This window comes from Solwaraspora sp. WMMA2056, assembly GCF_030345095.1.
In the GTDB taxonomy this organism is placed as follows: domain Bacteria; phylum Actinomycetota; class Actinomycetes; order Mycobacteriales; family Micromonosporaceae; genus Micromonospora_E.
On the sequence record NZ_CP128360.1, the window covers coordinates 6,644,562 to 6,664,004 of the forward strand.

Annotated in this window: 9 protein-coding genes; 2 read left to right on the forward strand and 7 right to left on the reverse strand. The window is 70.6% G+C overall.

The genetic code is table 11. The features are described 5' to 3' along the window. Positions 1-77: 77 nt before the first annotated feature. Positions 78-380 (reverse strand): hypothetical protein, encoded by a 303-nt coding sequence (locus O7608_RS30185; protein WP_289207776.1) that lies wholly within the window; start codon positions 378-380, stop codon positions 78-80. A gap of 10 nt (positions 381-390) precedes the next feature. Then, the gene (locus O7608_RS30190) at positions 391-11,469 is read right to left on the reverse strand and encodes a LamG-like jellyroll fold domain-containing protein (protein ID WP_289207777.1); all 11,079 of its coding nucleotides are present in this window, start codon (positions 11,467-11,469) and stop codon (positions 391-393) included. 331 nt (positions 11,470-11,800) lie between these two features. Here O7608_RS30190 and O7608_RS30195 point away from each other — a divergent pair, with 331 nt between their 5' ends. Next, a complete protein-coding gene (locus O7608_RS30195) occupies positions 11,801-13,237 on the forward strand; it encodes a GuaB1 family IMP dehydrogenase-related protein (protein ID WP_289207778.1) in 1,437 nt (478 codons plus the stop codon). A gap of 30 nt (positions 13,238-13,267) precedes the next feature. On the opposite strand, the gene O7608_RS30200 is transcribed toward O7608_RS30195, so the two are convergent. From O7608_RS30200 to O7608_RS30210, 3 genes are read right to left on the reverse strand one after another with little or no spacing between them, the layout of a single operon-like run. After that, positions 13,268-14,131: a transglutaminase family protein gene (locus O7608_RS30200; protein WP_289207779.1), complete on the reverse strand. Its 864-nt coding sequence runs from the start codon at positions 14,129-14,131 to the stop codon at positions 13,268-13,270. A 43-nt stretch (positions 14,132-14,174) separates the two neighbouring features. Beyond that, positions 14,175-15,140 carry an alpha-E domain-containing protein gene (locus O7608_RS30205; protein WP_289207780.1) on the reverse strand — a complete coding sequence of 322 codons (966 nt, stop codon included), beginning with the start codon at positions 15,138-15,140 and terminating at the stop codon, positions 14,175-14,177. Further along, positions 15,134-16,747: a circularly permuted type 2 ATP-grasp protein gene (locus O7608_RS30210; RefSeq protein ID WP_289207781.1), complete on the reverse strand. Its 1,614-nt coding sequence runs from the start codon at positions 16,745-16,747 to the stop codon at positions 15,134-15,136. The genes O7608_RS30205 and O7608_RS30210 overlap by 7 nt, the downstream gene beginning before the upstream one ends. 278 nt (positions 16,748-17,025) lie before the next feature. On the opposite strand from O7608_RS30210, the gene O7608_RS30215 reads away from it, so the two are divergent. Further along, positions 17,026-18,519 (forward strand): alpha/beta hydrolase, encoded by a 1,494-nt coding sequence (locus O7608_RS30215; protein ID WP_289207782.1) that lies wholly within the window; start codon positions 17,026-17,028, stop codon positions 18,517-18,519. Between the two features lie 159 nt (positions 18,520-18,678). Here O7608_RS30215 and O7608_RS30220 read toward each other — a convergent pair whose 3' ends face one another. Together O7608_RS30220 and O7608_RS30225 are read right to left on the reverse strand one after the other, a co-directional pair. Then, positions 18,679-19,155, reverse strand: a complete 477-nt coding sequence (locus O7608_RS30220; protein WP_289207783.1) for a hypothetical protein — start codon at positions 19,153-19,155, stop codon at positions 18,679-18,681. Continuing rightward, the gene (locus tag O7608_RS30225) at positions 19,152-19,388 is read right to left on the reverse strand and encodes a hypothetical protein (RefSeq protein ID WP_289207784.1); all 237 of its coding nucleotides are present in this window, start codon (positions 19,386-19,388) and stop codon (positions 19,152-19,154) included. The genes O7608_RS30220 and O7608_RS30225 overlap by 4 nt, the downstream gene beginning before the upstream one ends. Between the last annotated feature and the right edge of the window lie 55 nt (positions 19,389-19,443).

A 19,443-nucleotide genomic window follows, 5' to 3' on the forward strand; every position in this document is an offset into this window, starting at 1 on the left:
AGGGAAATCTGAGGAAGCCGTTGGGGAATACCAGGGAAGCGCTGAGCGCGCGCCAGCAGCCGGCCGGCCCGGCGTGATCACCCCGGGACGGTCCAGTGCCCGGAGTCGCGGGCCGGCACCGGCCGGGCGACCCAGCTGGACCGGTCCGCGTCGTCGCTCCAGTCCGGTACCTCGCCGAAGTAGATGATCATCGCCCAGTAGCGCCGGTCCTCGTGCAGGACGATCTCGTCGTCACCGGAGAAGTCCTGCCCGTGCCACTGCTCGTTGATCCGGGCGACGGCTTCGGCACGGGAGATGTCGAACAGCTCGACCATCTCGGCCGCCGTCGCGTCCAGCAACTCCCGGACCTCGGCCGACAGGTCCATTTGATAGACATCCATCGTCCTTCTCCTACGGCTGCAGGGCGTCGGTGAGCACCTGGCCGGCGTCCCTGCCGTAGAAGACCACCTGGTTGCCGGACCAGCGGGGCGGCGCCCCCAACCTCAGGAAGCCATCGACATTCATGAGCATCGGACCTTCAACCACATCGTAGTTGTTCGCCAGGTTTCCGCCGGCACCGGTGCGGTAGCGGCGCACGGTGTTGGTCAGGTCCCGGCCACCGCGCCGGTTGAACGTCTTCGTGAACATGGCGTTGAGTTTCGCGGTCGGCACCCTGAAGTGGAGGACCACTCCGTCCCCGCCGAATCGCTTGCTGGCCCATTTCTGTGCCTGCTGCTGCGAACGGGTGGTGTAGAACCCCTTGCCGAAGTCCATCCTCGACCGGGTGGAGAAGCCCGGGTTCACGCCGTTGTTCCGGATGTTGTCCGCCGACTGCCGGCTCGTCCCGTGGTACAGGTCCGTGTAGCCGTCACAGTTGTGCACCAGCACCGGCCGGTCGGCCGCCACCACGTAGTAGGTGTGGACGCCGGCGACGGTGAGGTCGTTCATCCATTTCAGGCCGGTCCAGACCCGGACCGCGGTGACCCGCTGGGTGGTTTCGCCGTCCGGGCTGCGCAGCCGGTCACCGGGGCGCAGGTCCTCGGCGTCGGTCCACCGGTTGGTGTCGGCGTTCCAGAACGGGTGGTGCGCGGTCGTCTCGACGACCGTACTCTCGCCGGTCGTGGTGTCGGTGACCGTGACATCGGTCAACTCCCGGTCGGCGTGGCGGTGCAGCACCCGTACCGACCGGACCGAGCTCTGCCCCGTGGCCGGATCGGTCGCCAACACCTCGTCGCCGAGCTCGACCTCGCCGATCGACTTACTGGTGCCGTCGGCCATCCGTACCCGGGTGTCGGGGGCGAAGCTGTGCCGCACGCAGCTGGCGGCCCCGTCGGCCCGGTTCCCGCCGGCGCGGGCGGCGTCGTCGGCGCGTTCGGCGGCTTCCCGGGTGGACCGGCTGGTGCCCCGGGACACCGCCCGGGACGCGTCGTCGGCCTTGCGGCTGACCGCCCGGCTGAACGACCGGGCCCCGGCGGCAGCCTTCGCGCCGACCCGGGCGCCGGCCTTGCCGACGCTCGTGCCGGCGACCTTCTTCACGCCGGTGGAGGCGGCCTTGCTCAGCGCCTTGCCGGCGACCGGGCCCATCATCGGCAGGGCGGCGCCGAGACCACCGGCCAGGCCGCCGATCACCGCGTCCTGCAGCAAATCCATGCCGGTCTTGCCCTGCATCCCACCGGTGACCAGGGCCCCGGTGATGCCGCCGACCATGCCGCAGGCGACCATGCCGACCCCGGTCCAGCCGATCGCGACCAGACAGCCGGCCTCGACGACCATGCCGACGATCGCGCCGACGATCTCGGCCTTGTGTTCGACGATCCAGTCCCGGGCCGTACGGGCCCACTGGCCCACCTGTTCGGCGGCGGCTTTCAGCGCCTCACCGGCCTTGATCAGATCCTGATAGCTCTGCTCCACCGTCTGCCTAATGGCGTTGGCCGCCTCGACGAGCTGTTCCTGCGTCCACGTGGTGGCCGCCTCCAGGCCGTCGCCGACCCAGTCGAGAAAGTCGGTGAAGTCGTCCCACGCGTCGCCGGCCCAGTCGACGGCGTCGTCCCACCTGTCGCCGGCCCAGTCGGTGAAGTCGTCCCACGACCTCGCGAACGGTTCCCCGAAGTGGCCGGTGGGGTCGACCACGGTCAACGGGCTGCCGTCGCCGTACTGGTAGCGGTTGGCCCGGATCGAGTCCGGCACCGGACCGACGGTGAGACTGTCCCGGGCACCGAACTGCGCCGTGACCGGGTCGTACCAGCGGGAGTGCATGTTGACCTGCCCGCTGCGAATGTCGGTCCACTCGGACTGGTAGCCGAGGTCACCGAACATGCCGCTGTCCGCGGTCACCTCACCCAACGGCGAATACGTACGGCTACCGGTCACCGACGCCCCGGCCGGGTTCAGCTGGGCGACCACGTCACCGTGCAGATCCGTCCACACCAACCGGCGGGTGTTGTTGTGCCGCGCCCCGACCACACCACCACCCGGGTCCCGGGTGAAGAACGCGTTGGAACTGTCCCGGGCGAGGTGGTTACCGAGACCGGTGTACTCCCACCCGTCCCGAAACGCCCGACCCAACCCGTCGTAGTCGAACACCCGCGCGTTACCACCCGCCGGGGTGTGCTCGGCCACCTGGTCGAACGCGTCCGACACCGTCGTCGCCGCACCAGCCGCGCTGCGGGTGCCGCGCGCCGTGTACTGGTAGCCGACCCCGGTGCTGTCCGACACGAGGCGGTTACGGGCGTCGTACACGTAGTCGACGTCGCCGATCCCGGTCCGGTTGCCCGCCTTGTCGTAGCGGTAGCCGACGGTCGTCTTCCCGTCGTCCCACGACGTCAACCGGTCCGCCAGGTCGTAGGTGTAGGTGTTGACCGTCGTGGACGAGCCACGGGTGACGGTCCTACTGGTCTCGTTGCCGTTGGCGTCCCAGCCGTAGGTGATCGACGCGATCTTCGACCCACCCGAGGACACCAGCCGGTCGCTGGTCAACCGGTGCAGATCGTCGTAACCGAACACCCGCCGGTTCCCCGACGTCCCGAACGTCATCGACGACACCGCCGACATCACGTCGTACGTGTAGCCGATCGCGGTGCCCATGTCCGTGTTGTTCACCGACACGAGCCGGCCCGCCCCGTCATACCCGTACTCCGTCAACCCCGCCGCGTCGTCGCGCGACTCCATCAACCCGTCCGCCGTATAGGCGAACGCCGCGTCCCCCGACGGGCCGGTCACCGACAACGGCAGGCCCCGGTCGTCGTACACGACCTGATTGGTGTCCCCCGGCGCGGAGAACTCCACCAACCGACCCGCCGCGTCGTACCCGTACGTCCGATCCGTGGTGGCCGCCTCCGCGCCCGACCCGGACTGACGCACCAACCGGCCCATCTCGTCGTAGACCAGGGTCCGCGCCACCCCGCCCGGCACCCGCTGCGACACCGGCTGCCCCGCCACGTCGTACACCGTGGTGAACGTCCGGTCCGCCGCGTCCGGGTACGCCGCCGTCGCCGGCTCGATCCGCGACTGCGGCAACCCCCACACGTTGTACGTCGTCCGGAACGCCTGCCCCCGCCCATCGGTGAACCGGGTCGGATTCCCCGCCAGGTCATAGCCGAACGACGACTCGATCGTCGTCGTCGCATCCACCGGCTCCCGCTGGGTCCGCAGCAGGCCCGCCGCGTCGTAGCCGAACCGCGTCACGGTGCCCCGCGCGTCCGTCGCCGACACCACGTTGCCCGCCACGTCATAGGTCGAGGCCGCCGTCGCCAACGCCGCCCCACCACCGGCCGCGTACGCCGCCGCCGACACCGGCCGCGACAACATGTCATAACCCGTCGTCGTGTACGTACCGTCCGGATTCATCTCCCTCACCGGCCGACCCAGGCCGTCGTGGACGACACCGCGGGTCTGCCCCGCGCCGTCGACCACAACTGTCAGCTCACCGGCCGCGTTGTAGCCGTACCCGGTCGTCACCCCCGCCGGCGACCGCACCGACGACAACCGCCCGGCGACGTCGTAGCCCACCGTGGTGGTGTGCACCTGACCGGTCTGCCGCACCGCCTCACTCACACTCGTGACCCGACCCAGGAAGTCGTAGCTGCTGCCGGTCACCGCACCCGTCGGATCCGTGGCCGCCAACAGGTTGCCCGCCAGGTCGTAGCGCGCCGTCGTCGTGCCGCCGTCCGGTGCCACCTGGGTCACCACCCGGCCCAGCTGGTCGTAGACGAACTCCGTGACCCGGCCCAACGGATCGGTCTGCGACACCACCTGACCGAGGCTGTCGTACATCGCCGACGCCACCGGCGTCACCGACGACGACCCACCCGGCGGCGTGTACGCCGGCAACCGCACCTCCACCGGCCGGCCCACCCCGTCCACCCCGTACGTCGTCACCGCCCCGTTCGGATCCGACTCCGCAACCACCTCACCAAACGTGTTGTAACCGACCCGGGCCACCGGCCGGGCCGTCACCACCGGACCATCCAACTCACCGGTTTCCGCCTGCACCTGCGGACCCGTCGTCACCACCGCCCGGTCGGCCTCGTCGTACTCGACGAACGTGGCGTGACCCAACGGATCGATCACCGACGTCGCCAGACCAGCGTTGTCGACCACATAACTGGTCCGCGACACCCCCGCGTCCGCCGCCGGCACCGCACCCGCCATCACCCCGGCGGCCCAGTCGTCGTCGTTCGGCACCCCCTGATACACCTGCAGATCAGAGATCGCCCCCTCGTGGCCGTCGCCGATCCGCACCCCGCCGGCCGCCACGCTGTGGAAGCTGCTGCCGGTGAAGTCGTCGACCTTCTCGCCGTCGAGGAACACGATCCACCGGCCGGCCTGCGGGTCCACGCCCACCGCCAGGTGCTGCCACTCGCCCGCCTGCATCGAGCCCTGCCCGAAGGTGCGGCTGTGTCGTATGTAGGCACCGCCTTTGAACACGAGCTGCTCGGTCGTCAGCGCCCGCCACGCGTCGACGGTGTGGTCGTAGTTGAGTGCGAACGCGGGTGCGCCCCGCTCGGCCACGTTCGTCCGGGCGAGGCCCGGCATGGCAAGCACCGAAACAGGCGCTCGCAGATCGTCCAATCGCACCCAGGCAGCGACCGTGTACGGCCGGGTGGTGTCCACCACCGGCGCATCGGTGACGATCCGCGACGACGAGCCGTTGAACGACGCGACCCGACCCCGCTCGGCATCCGACGCCCAGACCACGTCCGTGGCCGTACCCGGACTGTTCCCCGCCGAGTCGACCGCCGTCGTCCCACCCGCCTCGTCCAACCGCCACCGCGCCACCGGCGTCACCGACCGGTCCGCCGACAGGTACCGGGTCTGCGACACCGGCCGACCCAACACGTCGTAGGCGTAGTCGACGACCGACAACGCCTCCCCCGCAGCGTCCCGATCCACCCGCGACAACACCTGGTCGGTCCGGGACAGCGTCACCTCGGTCACCCGATCCAGGCCGCCCGGATCCAGCACGCTGCGCACCTGCCGGCCCGCCGCGTCGTAGGCGTACGCCGTGACGGTCCGCCCGTTGTCGGTCACCCGCTCGACCAGGTTCCCCGCCTCGTCGTAGCCGTTGCTCTCCAGCAGGAACGAACTGTCCCCGTCGGTGCGGGTCACCGTCGCGGTCCGCCCGTCATCGGTGTACGTGTACCGCGTCACATAGCCCATCGCGTCGGTGGTCGACGCCAACCGATTCGCCGGGTCGTACACATTCGACTCCACCACGAGATCCACCGGCGGTGTCGGGTCGTTCGGATCCCCGGTGTACCCCTTCAGCGTCCGCGACAACACATTGCCGTTGACGTCCACCTCGTAGGCGTTCACCACCCCGTCCGGATCGGTCTGCTCCACCAGGTGCCCGTACACGTCGTAGCCGTAGCTGGTCACCGTCCCCTCGGCGTCCACCGCCTCCGACCGACGCCCACCCCCGTCGTACGACCAGGTGCTGACCCGGGCCACATCCCCACCGGACGCGTCACTGACCCGCTCCTCCACCAGGAACCCATCCACGCTGTACGAGTAACGCGTCACCGCCCGATGCACCGCCCCGGACACCCGGTCCGTCACCGCCGGACCCGTCCGCGTCACCACCCGACCCACCGAGTCGTACGTGTACGACGTCGTCCGCCCCTGCGGGTACGACGACGTCACCACCGTCTCCGTCAACGTCCGACCCAACCCGTCGTACGTGAACGTCGTCTCCGCAGTCGCCGCGTCCGACACCCACGCCACATCACCAGCCGAGGTGTACCTGATCGTCTGCCAACCCTTCGACGGATCCAGCACATGCCACGGCAGACCGGCCGGGGCGGGCCCACCGTCGACCGCGGGCACCTCCGTACCGTCGGTGTATTCGATCTCCGTCTTCCGGCCGAGTGGGTCCCGCACGGTGTGCAGGTTGCCGGTGTTGTCGTAGGCGTACGTCGTCAGGTAGGTGTCGTCCTGCGCACTCTGCGAGCCCGGCCCCCGCACCTTGGTCAGGCGGTCGCTCTTCGGGTGCGTCGGGTCGCTGCTGTAAAAGGTGTAGGTGTAGTAGCTGCTGGAGCACTTGTCGGCGGCCTGGTCCTGGCAGGTCACCTCCTGAATGGTGTTGCCTCGCTCGTCCTGCACCGACCGGGTCACGTGCCCGTTCGGGTCGTACACCAGGCTCGTGAACCCACCCGTGTCATAGCCGTACAACGTCGTCTGACCCAACGCGTCGGTCTGCGACACCTTCCGCCCGGTCACCAGGTCGTACGAGTACGACACCTCGTTGCCACCCGGATCGGTCACCGACACGATCTTCACCGGATTCGACACCGTTGTCGTCTGCGCGTCCTGCGCCGCCTCGTCGACCCGCACCGCACCCGGCGGCAACGCCTCGATCGGCAACGCTCCCGCCGCCGTATCCGACAACCGGGCTTCGACAGCCCCGTCACCCGCCGCGGTCACCACCAACGGCACTGCCCGACCCACCGACTGGTAATGCAGCGCCACCTCGTCCGCGCTCAACGTCCGGTCGTAGAGCGCGACCTCCGCCAATGCACCCGCGTAGTACGCCGTCGAGTCCGAGGGCAGCCCCGACCACCCGTTGCCCGTGTACCCCGCACCCAGATACCCGTGACTGAGCCTTTCGACCCCGCCGGCCAGGGAGCCGGTGCTGGCCTGCACCCGCACACCGTCGAGGTACAACGCCTGGACGGTGTCATCGTCGGCGGCGGTCTTGGTCAGCACCGCGTGGTGCCACTTGCCGTCGTTGACCGGCGCCGCCGACACCAACGCCAACGCCCACCACTGATTGGCCTGGTCGTTGCAGTTGCGGATCGCCAGCTGGGTGCCGTCCGTGGTCGACGAGCCCGGCACCTCCAGGCACCGGCCCGCCCCCGAGTTGCGCCAACCGTTCCCGGACGCTCCCCACTTCTGGTTCGCGCTGCTCGAACAGGTCTGCGCCTGGACCAGGGTGCCGTTGCTGGTCGCCTGACCTGCCAGGCCCAGACACTTGTCACCTCGACGCAGCTGCCGGCTGCTGCCGACGTAGCGCCAGCTCTGCGCCGTCGCACCGTCGCAGGTGCTCAGTTGCACCTTCGTGCCGTTGGCCGCCAACTCGGCGCACTTACCGGCGAGCCCCGACGTCAACGGCGCGGTCGGATCCACCGACGCCGACAACCCCCGCAACCGGCCGTCGGAGTCGATCCACAACACCGGCGACCCCACCGACAGCGTCCCGTCCACCGCCGCGTCCTGCGCCCCCGCCAGCACATCGCCGGTACCAGTGGTCCTGAACCACAGCTCCTGGGACCGCGTCCCGGCCGGCGCCAACCGCTCCCCCGGCACCGACACCAGCGACGATGACCCGTCGAACGACACCGCCGTGCCGTCCGCGAACGGACCCGCCGCTCCCAACGTCACCGAACTGAACGTCGCTGTGGTCTGCCAGGTCTCGTTGACCGCTTGAACACCGGCCGCGTCCCGCAACCGCCAGTAGTCCGTCGGCGCCGACCCCAGCACCGCCGCCGCGTACACCCCGCTCGTCCCCGCCACCCGCGGCGTCCCCAACGCCCAGGTCCCACCGTTGCTGTCGGTCACCGATGCCAGCTTCCCGGTCACCGAATCCATCGACAGCGACGCCAGTACCCGACCTTCCTGGCTGGTCACCTTCGACAACTGCCGGCTCTGACCCCGCGCCGTCGCGTTGATCTCAGTGACCTCGGCCGAGGTCAGCGTCCGGTCGAAGAACGCCACATCGGCGATATGCCCGTCGAAGAAGTTCGCATGCCCGTGGTAATTCGGCGAACCATGATGCGGCTGGTCCGGCCAGTTTCCCCCGACGAACCCCGCACCCACGTACTCATGCGCCGACCCACCCACGTCGAACATCTCGATCAGGCCGGTGCGGCCCGCGTGCCGGATCCCGTCCACATACAGCGCCTGACTCGAGCCGGCCCCGGCCAGCACCACGTGATGCCACTGCCCGTCGTCCACCCGACCGGACGACTGCATCGTCGTCGAGTTGCCGTCATAGAACTTCGCGTGCAACTTCCCACTCGACCCGACATAGATCGACGGCGTGTAGTTCCTCGACGTCGTCCCGTCCGAAATCGGATCATGCTGGTACGAGAACAACACCCCCGCCCGGGACGCCGTCCCCGTCCGGAACCACAGACTGACCGACTGGTACGCGCTGTCGTTGACCAGCCCGCTGGGCAGCCGCACCCGCGACGACGTGCCGTTGAAGGCGGTCGACGTCGACGTCGATCCCGGCCACACCCCCGGTGTCGGGCCCGGCGTCGTACCCTCGTAGAACGCCACGTCGGTGCCGCCGTTGTCCAGCACGCTGCTGGCCGCCAGGGTCGATCCGGAAGGTTCGTTCAACCGCCAGAACGACGACGGCGCATGATTCAGCACCGCGTTCGCCCCCTGGTTGGCGCTGTTATCCCAGGTGTACGTGGTACACGACGCCGTCGGCGGACACACCTTCGTCAGGCGGTCATAGCTGCCGTACGTGTACTGCCACACGTACCCACCGCCACCGGCGGTCGGCGCGTCCGTCGTCACCTTCGTCACATGCGACCCGACCGACGGGCTGGTGGTGCCCGCCCAGGTCAGCGTCAACGACCGCCCCGACGCGCTGGTCAACTTCGACACCAGCCCACTGCCGTTGTACGTCAACGTCAAGGTCTGGTCGTTGGCGTCCGTCACCGACGTGACCTTGAACGCGCCACCCCCGGCCGCGCGCAAGAACACGTACGTCGTCCCGTGCTTGACGGTCAACCGGTACCCGGTCACCGTGGCGCCGGACTTCACTGCGGTCAACACCTCGTACCGCCCCGGCGGCGCCACGAACGACCCGTCCGACCCCGGCCCGAACACCGCCTCCGACCCGTCCGGATACCGCACCACCACACCCAGCACCGCACCCGCCGAGTTCGTCCGCTCGGTCACCCGCGCGTCCAACAGACTCGACCAGCCCTGCCCGAACGCCCCCGACCGACGGGTATCCAACGTGTTGTACGACCGGGTGATCTCCAACGCCGGCCCCACCCCCGCGACCTGCGCATCCGTCACCGCCGACGTGTAGTTGCCGATCTCCGGGTGATAGCCCACCCCCGGGTTCTGCACCAGCCGGGACCCCAACGCCGGCTGCGGCATCCGCGTGTAGAACACGTACTTCGGATACCGTGCGCCGTAGACAGCCCCGTCGAACGGCTGCACCGCCCACGAGTACTGCTTGTTCGTCTCCAACAACCCGACCGGGACGTCGTAGTACGACTTGGTGCCCTCGTTGACGTGGATGAGGGTCCCGGCGTTGTCGTAGATCCAGACCTTGTAGCGCACGGTGCCGGACTCGTCGAAATCGCGACCCCGCACGTACAACCGGGGCGTCAACGTCGACACCACCGCACCGTGGGCCGGTGCCCGCTGGTCCACCTGCGGCGGCAGGTTGTTCGACAAGGTCAGCTGCAACCGCGGCGCGTAGTCACCGCCGGCATAGTTCGCCGAGGCGAACAAGGCCGCCGCCGCCTCAGACAAGTCCTCCTCGTCCAACAGCGCCAGACCAAGATTCGGCTGACCGAGCGCCCAGCCCGAGATGAGGTCCCGGACATCGACCTCGACCCACTGGCCGACGGACGGATTCGCGTTCGGGTTCTCACACGCCCGCCCGTTGTCGGTGTAGTACCTGTAGTGGTTCGGTCCCAGATCGATCTTCGGGCCCGGATGGGCGGCGGTCCGCAGATCACCGACCGTCCACTCCTCCTCGACCAGCCCGACCTTGATCCGTTGGACGTCACACCTCGCCCGGTAGTTCAGATACAGCCTCAGGTTCGCCGAGGAGATGAACCAGCCCGACTTCGCAAGCTCCGACGGTATGGTGAACTTGAGAAACGTCCGGGACAGGACGCCGTCCCGGTTGCCGATCGCGAGACGGTCGCCGTTCTGCACGGCGGGGCCGGTGTCCGGATCGGTGTCGACGAACACGTCCCCACTCGTCGAGATCAGCGCGCCCACGTCCGCCCGCGCCGGGAACACCCGCGCCGGATCCGTCAACCACTCCCGGTCGGCCACCAGCTTCAGCGCCGGGGCACCGTCGACCTCGATCAGCTCCATCGCGACCGCCGCCGACCGCGCCGGCAACCCCGTTTCCGGGTCGACCGACGAATCCTGCATGACCGCTGGCGGGATCGACCCCACCACCGAACCGGCGCCGTCGACCACTTCGACCGACCCACCCTCACCGGCCCGGACCGACACCCCGTCCAGCGTCAGCGGAAACACCCACTCCGACCCGGCCTCGCGCGACGCCAGCACCAGCCCCTGCTGCACCCCGTCCGGCCGCGCCACCACCTCCAGGTCGGTGTCCGCGAACACCTCCGGGTACGTGGCCGTCCTGCCGTCGACCGCCGGCACCACCGCCGCCGCACCAGCCAGACCCCAGCCCACCGACCCATCATCGGGCAGCGACAACTCCACCAACGACTCACCGGCAGCAGCGCCCGCCAGCGACACCCCCAGCGAGTTCTCCCGCACCACCCACCGGTCACCCCGACGCACCAGAGTCGAGTCCACCGGCCGCCACGAACCATCCGCCGCCTCGTAGTTGACCCGCCCCGTACTCAACTCCACCGTCGTCGAACCATCCGCATTGGCGTACACGTCGGCATTCGCCCCCGATGCCACCGCGTCCCGCACACTCGTCTCCGGATCGAACCGGCCCACCGTCACCGGCGTCACCGACTCGCCCACCACCGGCTCCCCGGCGTACCCCGACAGACCGTTCACCAACCGCTGCGCCGAACCCGCCCCACCCGACGCCCGCGTCGCCGCCGACCCCACGTACCCACCCGAACCGGCACCGTCACCGACCCGCGCCGCCGGCAACTCCACCGCCGGCCCACCCCACGGCAACCACCCCGACCGACCGGTGAACCACGACGACAACCACCCCACCGGGAACTCACCGTCCGCCGGCACCGCACCCGGCGGCACCGACGACGACAACCCCACCAGCGCCGCGACCACCACAGCGACCCCACCGGCCCACCGCCGCCACCGAACGAACGTCCCCGCTGTCCTCAAGCGACGCCGACGGTGAACAGCACGACTCGCAGACATCAACGACTACCTCTTCCCACCTCGAGACATTCGGCCGCGCAGCGGTCGACCGTAGGGAATCATCTACGGAGGACGATGTAGGAACTTGAGGGAATGCTGAGGATCGCCTGTTGAATCACTGTAGGTAATTCTGAGGAAACACCTCCGACTCTTGATCGTCAGGGCTTGACCTGGATCTGCGGGCTCGCCGATCGGCTCCGGAACTACCGCGCCGGGCCGCCCGGGCGGGCATGATGGCCGGGTGCGGTTCATCTCCGGCGCGGCACCCGCGCACGACCTGACCTACAACGACGTCTTCCTGGCCCCGAACCGGTCCGACGTCGCCTCCCGGCTCGACGTCGACCTGGCCACCGCAGACGGCACCGGCACCACCGTTCCGCTCGTCGCCGCCAACATGACGGCGGTCGCCGGCCGGCGGATGGCCGAGACCGTGGCCCGCCGGGGCGGCCTCGCGGTGATCCCCCAGGACATCCCGATCGAGGTGATCGCCGAGGTGATCGCCTGGGTCAAGCAGCGCCACCTGGTCTACGACACCGCGCTGACCCTGGGCCCGGCCGACACCGTCGGCGACGCCATCCACCTGCTGCCGAAACGGGCCCACCGGGCGGTGATCGTGGTCGACGACGGACGGCCGGTCGGCATCGTCACCGAGACCGACTGCGCCGGAGTCGACCGGTTCGCCCAACTGCACGAGGTGATGTCGACCAACCTGCTGACCGTCGCCGGGTCGGTCGATCCGCGTACCGGGTTCGACCTGCTGGCGCAGGGCCGCCGCCGGGTCGCCCCGGTGGTCGACGCAGACGGGCGCCTGGTCGGCGTGCTGACCAGGGCCGGAGCGCTACGGGCCACGCTCTACCGGCCGGCGGTCGACGCCGGCGGCCGGCTCCGGGTCGCCGCCGCCGTCGGGATCAACGGTGACGTCGCCGGCAAGGCGGCCGCGCTGATCGACGCCGGGGTGGACACCATCGTGGTCGACACCGCGCACGGCCACCAGGAACGGATGCTGGCCGCCGTGCGTACCGTCCGCAAGCTCGACCCGCCGGTGCCGGTGGTCGCCGGCAACGTCGTCACCGCCGCCGGGGTCGACGACCTGATCGACGCCGGCGCCGACATCGTCAAGGTCGGCGTCGGGCCGGGTGCCATGTGCACCACCCGGATGATGACCGGGGTCGGCCGGCCGCAGTTCTCCGCCGTACTGGAATGCGCGGCGGCGGCCCGCCGACGCGGCCGGCACGTCTGGGCCGACGGTGGGGTACGCCACCCCCGCGACGTGGCCCTCGCTCTGGCCGCCGGCGCGGCCAACGTGATGATCGGCTCCTGGTTCGCCGGCACCTACGAATCCCCCGGCGACCTGTACACCGACGCCGACGGCCGGCGGTACAAGGAGAGCTTCGGGATGGCCTCGGCCCGGGCGGTCAGCGCCCGCACCGCCGACGACAGCCCGTTCGAGCGGGCCCGCAAGGCGGTCTTCGAAGAGGGCATCTCGTCGGCGCGGATGCTGCTCGACCCGGACCGTCCCGGCGTCGAGGACCTGATCGACGAGATCGTCGCCGGGGTCCGCAGCGCCTGCACCTACGTCGGTGCCGCCACCCTGGAGCAGTTCCACGAGCGGGCCGTCGTCGGGGTGCAGAGCACCGCCGGCTACACCGAGGGGATGCCGGTGGCCGGCAGCTGGTGACCCACCGGAGCTGCCTGGCCGGGGTACGGCTCAGCGCAGCCGGGTGATCGCCACCTCGACGCCCTGGCCGGTGTTCGCCGGCCCGGCGTAGACCCCCTTCAGCGGCGGCACGTCGCCGTACTCCCGGCCCCGGCCGACCACGACGTGCCGCTCGCCGACCGGGATCCCGTTGGTCGGGTCGAACGCCGTCCACCGGCCGGCCCACCACTCCACCCAGGCGTGGCTCTGCCCGACCACCCGGTCCCCGATCGCCGCGTCCCGGCTGGGGTGCAGGTAGCCGGAGACGTACCGGGCCGGCACGCCCACCACCCGCAGCAGGCCGACCACCAGGTGGCTGATGTCCTGGCAGACACCTTTGCGTTGCCGCCAGGCGTGCACGGCGTCGGTCTGCACCCCGGTCGAACCGGTGGCGTACTCGACCTCGGAGCGCACCCGCTCGCAGATCGCCAGCGCCACCGCGTGCGGGGTGGTCTGGTCGGCGCGCACCGACTCGGCCAGCCCGGTCAGTTCGTCGTCGAGCGCGGTGCGCGGCGTCGGCAGCAGGAACTCGTGCCACTGGTCGACGCGGTCCGGGCGGGCCAGCTCGTCCCAGTCGGCGCCGGCCCGCTCGTCGAGCAGGTCACCCGGGGGCAGGGTCTCCACGACCGAGGTCGCCGTCACCTCCAGCGTCTCGTGTGGACTGTGTACGTCGAAGGCGGTGACCACCGTCCCCCAGTAGTCCTCGTACCGGTAGGTCCGCGCCGGCGGGAACACCTCGACCCGCGCCTCCAGCACCGCCTGACGGGCCTCGTTACGCGGCGACATCCGGGCCTCGTTGTACGACGACCCGACCTTGCCGGCGTAGCTGAAGCCGGTCCGGTGCTCCACCTTGAGCCGCCACGAATCCACGCTCACGCCACCACTCCCTCGCCCGGTGGGCCGCCGCTGCCGACGCCCGTCACGCCACCGCCTCCGGGAGCCAGAGCACCGCCGAGGTCTGCCGGAAGTAGCGCCGGGACACCGCGTCGTTGAGGTGCGAACAGGTCCGTTCCAGGCTGTCCAGCACCGTACCCAGGTCGGCGAGCAGCTCGTCGGCACCCCGGAACTCCAGGTTGGTGCGGGCCCGCCCGAGGATCCGCTGCGCGTCGGTCATCACCCCGGCCCGACCGGCCACCCCCGGTCCCGACCCCGACCCCGCAGCCGGCTCCAGCTCCGCCAGACAGGACCCGGCGGCGGTCAACGCGGCGAACACCGACCGGGGGAACAGCCGGTCCAGCAGCAGGAACTCGGCGGCGTACCGGTCGTCGAGCGAACCCCGGTAGGTGCGCAGGAACGTCTCCCATGCGCCGCACGAACGCAGCAGCGTCAACCAGGACGGAATGCTGCCGCCGGCCCGTACGTGCGTGGACAGCAGCCGGGCGGTCATGTCGACCCGTTCGATGCTGCGCCCGAGCACCAGGAACAGCCAGCCCTCGTCGCGGCTCATCGTCGCGTCGGTGAGCCCGGCCATCAGGGCGCACCGCTCCCGTACCCAGCGGAAGAAGGCGTGCACCCCCTGCTGCTCGACCCGGCGGCGGGCGTCCGGCAGCCCGTGCCAGGTGGCGTTGAGGCACTCCCACATCTCCGACGAGATGGTCTCCCGGGCACCCCGGGCGTTCTCCCGCGCGGCGGCCAGCGAGCCCACCACCGAACTGGCGTTGCGCTCGTCGAGCCCGAGTAGGCCGACCACCCGCGAGGAGGAGCACGGCTGGTCGTCGACGTCGACCCCCATCACCCCGAGCAGCGACCGGCACGCGGTCTCCTCGGCCACCCACGGGTCGGAGATGATCCGGTGCAGGTGCACGTCGAGGATCCGGGCGGTGTCCTCGGCCCGTTCGACGTACCGGCCGATCCAGTAGAGCGACTCGGCGATCCGGCTCAGCATCGACCCTCCTCCTCGCGTACCCGCTGCTCCTGTTGTTGCTGTTGCTGTTGCTGGGCGGAGGTCGCAGCGGCGCCCGGCCCCGGATCCGGGGTCGGCGCCGCCGGGACCGGATCGACCCCGCCGAGGGTCAGGTCGGCCAGCACCGGCGCGTCGTCCGGATGCGGGGTCGCGGTCGGCGACGCCAGGATCCAGGTGTCCTTGGAGCCGCCGCCCTGGCTGGAGTTGACCACCAGCGCACCTTCCGGCAACGCCACCCGGGTCAGGCCGCCGGGCAGCACCCAGACCCGTTCGCCGTCGTTGACCGCGAACGGCCGCAGGTCGACGTGCCGGGCCCGCAGCCGGTTGCCGATCAGGGTCGGCACCATCGACAGGGCCACCTCCCGCTGGGCGATCCAGCCGCGCGGGTCGAACACGATCTGCTCCCGTACCCGGGCCAGCTCCTCGTCGCTGGCCTGCGAACCGATCACGATGCCGGAGCCGCCGGAGCCGTCGACCGGTTTGAGCACCAGCTGGTCGAGCCGGTCGAGGACGTGGGCGAGCACGTCCGGGCCGTCGTCGAGGCGGTACGTCTCGACGTTGGGCAGGATCGGCTCCTCGCCGAGGTAGTAGCGGATCAGCTCCGGCACGTACGTGTAGAGCAGCTTGTCGTCGGCGACGCCGTTGCCGACCGCGTTGGCGATGGTGACCCGGCCGGCGCGGGCGGCGTTGAGCAGCCCGGCGACGCCGAGCACCGAGTCTGCCCGGAAATGCACCGGGTCGAGGAAGTCGTCGTCGATGCGCCGGTAGATCACGTCGACCCGGTGCTCACCGCCGGTGGTGCGCATCGCGACCTCGTTGCCGACGCAGACCAGGTCCCGTCCTTCGACCAGCTCGACCCCCATCTCTCGGGCCAGCAGCGCGTGCTCGAAGTAGGCCGAGTTGTGCACCCCGGGGGTGAGCACGACGACCGTCGGGTCGGCGACCCCGACCGGCGCGGCGGCCCGCAACGCCCGCAGCAGTTGCGCCGGGTAGGACTCCACCGGCTGGATCCGGGTCGAGGCGAAGACCTCCGGCAGTACGTGGGCCATCGCCCGCCGGTTCTCCATCACGTAACTGACCCCGGAGGGCACCCGTACGTTGTCCTCCAGGACCCGGAAGGTGCCCTGCTCGTCGCGGATCAGATCGACCCCGGCGACGTGGATGCGGACCCCGTTGTGCGGCACGATGCCGGCCGCCTCCCGGTGGAAGTGCGCACTGGTCACCACCAGCCGGCGGGGCACGATGCCGTCGACGAGCACCCGGGCCGGGCCGTAGATGTCGGCCAGGAACGCCTCCAACGCGCGTACCCGCTGGGCGACCCCGGCCGAGACGGTCCGCCACTGGTCGGCGGCGATGATCCGGGGCACGATGTCCAGCGGGAACGGCCGCTCGACGCCCTTGAGCGCGAAGGTGATGCCCTGATCGAGGAAGGCGCGGGCGAGCACGTCGGCGCGCACCCCCAGCTCGGCGCTGGACAGCGGCTGCAGGGTGGCGTGCAACGCCTCGTAGGTGTCCCGGGGCATGCCGGGCTCGCCGAACATCTCGTCCCAGCCGGGGCCGAGGTGGTAGTCCTCGAACAGATCGGCCATCGGCCAGCCCCGCCCTTCCTCCGGCGACCGCGGTCACCCCGTGTCTGGGCCCTGCACCATCCCATCACGATGTGCGCCAGCCTGCATCTTCACGTTCTCGCACGGTACGCCGGACTCGTTGCGTACGGGTAACACGACCGGCTGGGCCAGCGGTGGCACCGCCGCTAGGGAACCACCGGGCCTCGCGGGCCGCCGGGGTCGGTGCGGTCACTGGTCCGGCGCGATGCCGCGTCGTACCGGACATGACCCACAGAATCAGGACACGGTGGCGGCACCGGATGACATCGGTGATCGCTGCCGGCACGGCGGCGGTGGCGGCGGGCGCGTTGCTGTTCGTGACCCTGCCCCCCGCCGACGCGCAGACCAACGAAAGATCTGCCGGCAGTCCCGACCCCGCAGCGGCCGGACCGTACGCCGTCGCGTCCCTGGACTACACCCTGGGTGACGCCGCCTTCCGGGTCCCCGGCTACCTGGTGGAGCCGCCGTGGGACTGGGACGGCGACTGGGAGAATCCCGACCTTCCCGAAGCCGAGATCGAACTGACCGGCAACGTGCACTACCCGACCTCGGCCGACGGGACGTCGCCGCTGGTGGTGCTCCTGCACGGCTACTGGACGACCTGCGCCGACCGCGAGGCGGCCGACATCGCGGCGGCGCGCGAGGCGGCCCTCGGCTGGGAGGACATCTACGACGACCCCGAGTGGCAGAACGCGATGGGACGGCTGATGCAGTGGCCGTGCGTACCCGGCGTGTCACCGCTGCCCAGCTACCGCGGCTACGACCACCTGGCACAGCGGCTGGCCAGCCACGGCATGGTGGTCGTCTCGATCAGCGCGAACGGTGTCAACGCCGCCTCGATGAACGGGGCGGACAACGCCCGGTCGCTGCTGATCAACAGACATCTGGAAATGTGGAGTGAACTGACCCGGACCGGCGGCGGGGAGCTGGCGGGCCGACTCACCGACCCGCGGACCGGCGCCGCCGCGACGGTCGACTTCACCGACCGCATCGACCTGAGCCGGGTCGGCACGATGGGGCACTCCCGGGGCGGACGCGCCGTGGCCTGGCACGCCGCCGACGTGCACCGCGACGAGCTGCCGGCCGGCGTACGCATCGCCGGGGTCCTCTCGCTCGCTGCGGCCGGCGCCGGCACGGCGACCAACGAAGGATCCCCCTGGGCACCGATGTATCGGGTGACCTCGGCTCCGCTGGCCGTCTGGATGGGCTGGTGCGACAACTTCCAGGGCGAGGACTACATCGACCTGGCCACCGGCGCCACCTCGAAGCCGATCGACAGCTGGTACGTCGACGGCGCCAACCACAACTTCCTCAACACCCAGTGGTCGCCGTCGAGCGGCCAGGTCACGGCCCACGACGACTTCGAGGAGTTCTACGGCGACCTGCGTCCCGGCCCCGGGCTGTGCTTCAACCCGGAGCGCAAGCGCCCGCCGGGCGGCTGGCCGCAGGACCCGGACGTCGGCGACACGGAGGACGGCGACCCCGCGTACGGCGGCGGCCGGGAAGGTTCAGACCCGGATCAGGGCGACCCGGACGGGGAGCCGACCTGGGACCCGGTCGACGATCCCGACGTACGAGTGGTCCGCCAGCTCACCGAGGAGGAGCAGCGCCAGGTGCATGTCGGCTACGCCACCGCCTTTTTCCGCCACACGCTGCTGGGCGACCACCGCTTCGAAGCCGTGATCAGCGGGGAGCGGCATCCGTACGCCACCATCACCGACGTCGACGCCACTCGAATCGACCCGCAGCGCTGAGCGGTGCGTCGAGGTGAGGCTGGTCCACGTCAAATCGCACTGGTGACGTGGACCAGCCTCACCTCGACGCCGCCGGCCTCCCGGGTCAGCTCTTCCAGTCGTCCCAGCTCGGACGGCTGTCGAAGCCGCCCCGGCTGTCCAAGGTGAGCCGCCCCGCAGTCAGATCCGCCGGCCGTGCCACCACGGCGGAGAGGGCGGTGTCGCACGGTCGAGCATCGGAGGCTCACCGTCGGCTGGCCGAGATCCACCTGGCTGTCGCCCACGCATGCGCGTCCAGAGGACGAACCGCTCGTACAGCACGCCGCCGTCCTCGCCGGTCTCGGCCAGCGCGGTCTGCATCATCGTGGCCAACTCGACGACCATCCGGAGCCGGTCGCCGGCGTACGCGTCGACGAGTGCGGCCCGTGCGGGCGGGCATGGCCACGGTGTGCCGGCCGGGCAGACCGTGCACGTCCAGGACGGCCGCCGTGGCCCACCGAGGCCGTGATGGCGGCGAGCCCAGGCCAGCTGTGGGCGGTCGGCGGTGCCGGCGCATCCGGTGTGGCAGGGTCGGCCGGCGTCGTGGGCGGCGAGGGCCGCGCAGGCGGCATCGTCGAGGTCCCGGCCGGTGACCGGCCCGTCGTCCATCGCGGTCACGTCGCCGACCCGTTCCAGGTCCAGGACACGAAGCGCTCGTACAGTTCGGCAGGATCGGTGACGCCGGCCTCCTCGGCGGCCATGGGGAGCATCTCGCCGATGTCGACCGAGAGCGCGATGGGCTCGCCCGCGTACGCCTCGGCAAGCTGGATCCGGGCCGGTGGGCACGGCCAGGGCGTGTCCACCGGGCAGGCCGCGCACATCCAGGACGGGCGGTGCGGCGTGTGCACCACCCGGGCCGCACCGCCACCGCAGGTAGTGCCGGCTGGCGTTGCCGCCGCGCCGTTC

Coding starts and splice junctions, on each gene's coding strand:
- O7608_RS30185 (WP_289207776.1), bottom strand. CDS start 380: ATGGATGTCTATCAAATGGACCTGTCGGCCGAGGTCCGGGAGTTGCTG.
- O7608_RS30205 (WP_289207780.1), bottom strand. CDS start 15,140: ATGCTGAGCCGGATCGCCGAGTCGCTCTACTGGATCGGCCGGTACGTC.
- O7608_RS30210 (WP_289207781.1), bottom strand. CDS start 16,747: ATGGCCGATCTGTTCGAGGACTACCACCTCGGCCCCGGCTGGGACGAG.
- O7608_RS30215 (WP_289207782.1), top strand. CDS start 17,026: ATGACATCGGTGATCGCTGCCGGCACGGCGGCGGTGGCGGCGGGCGCG.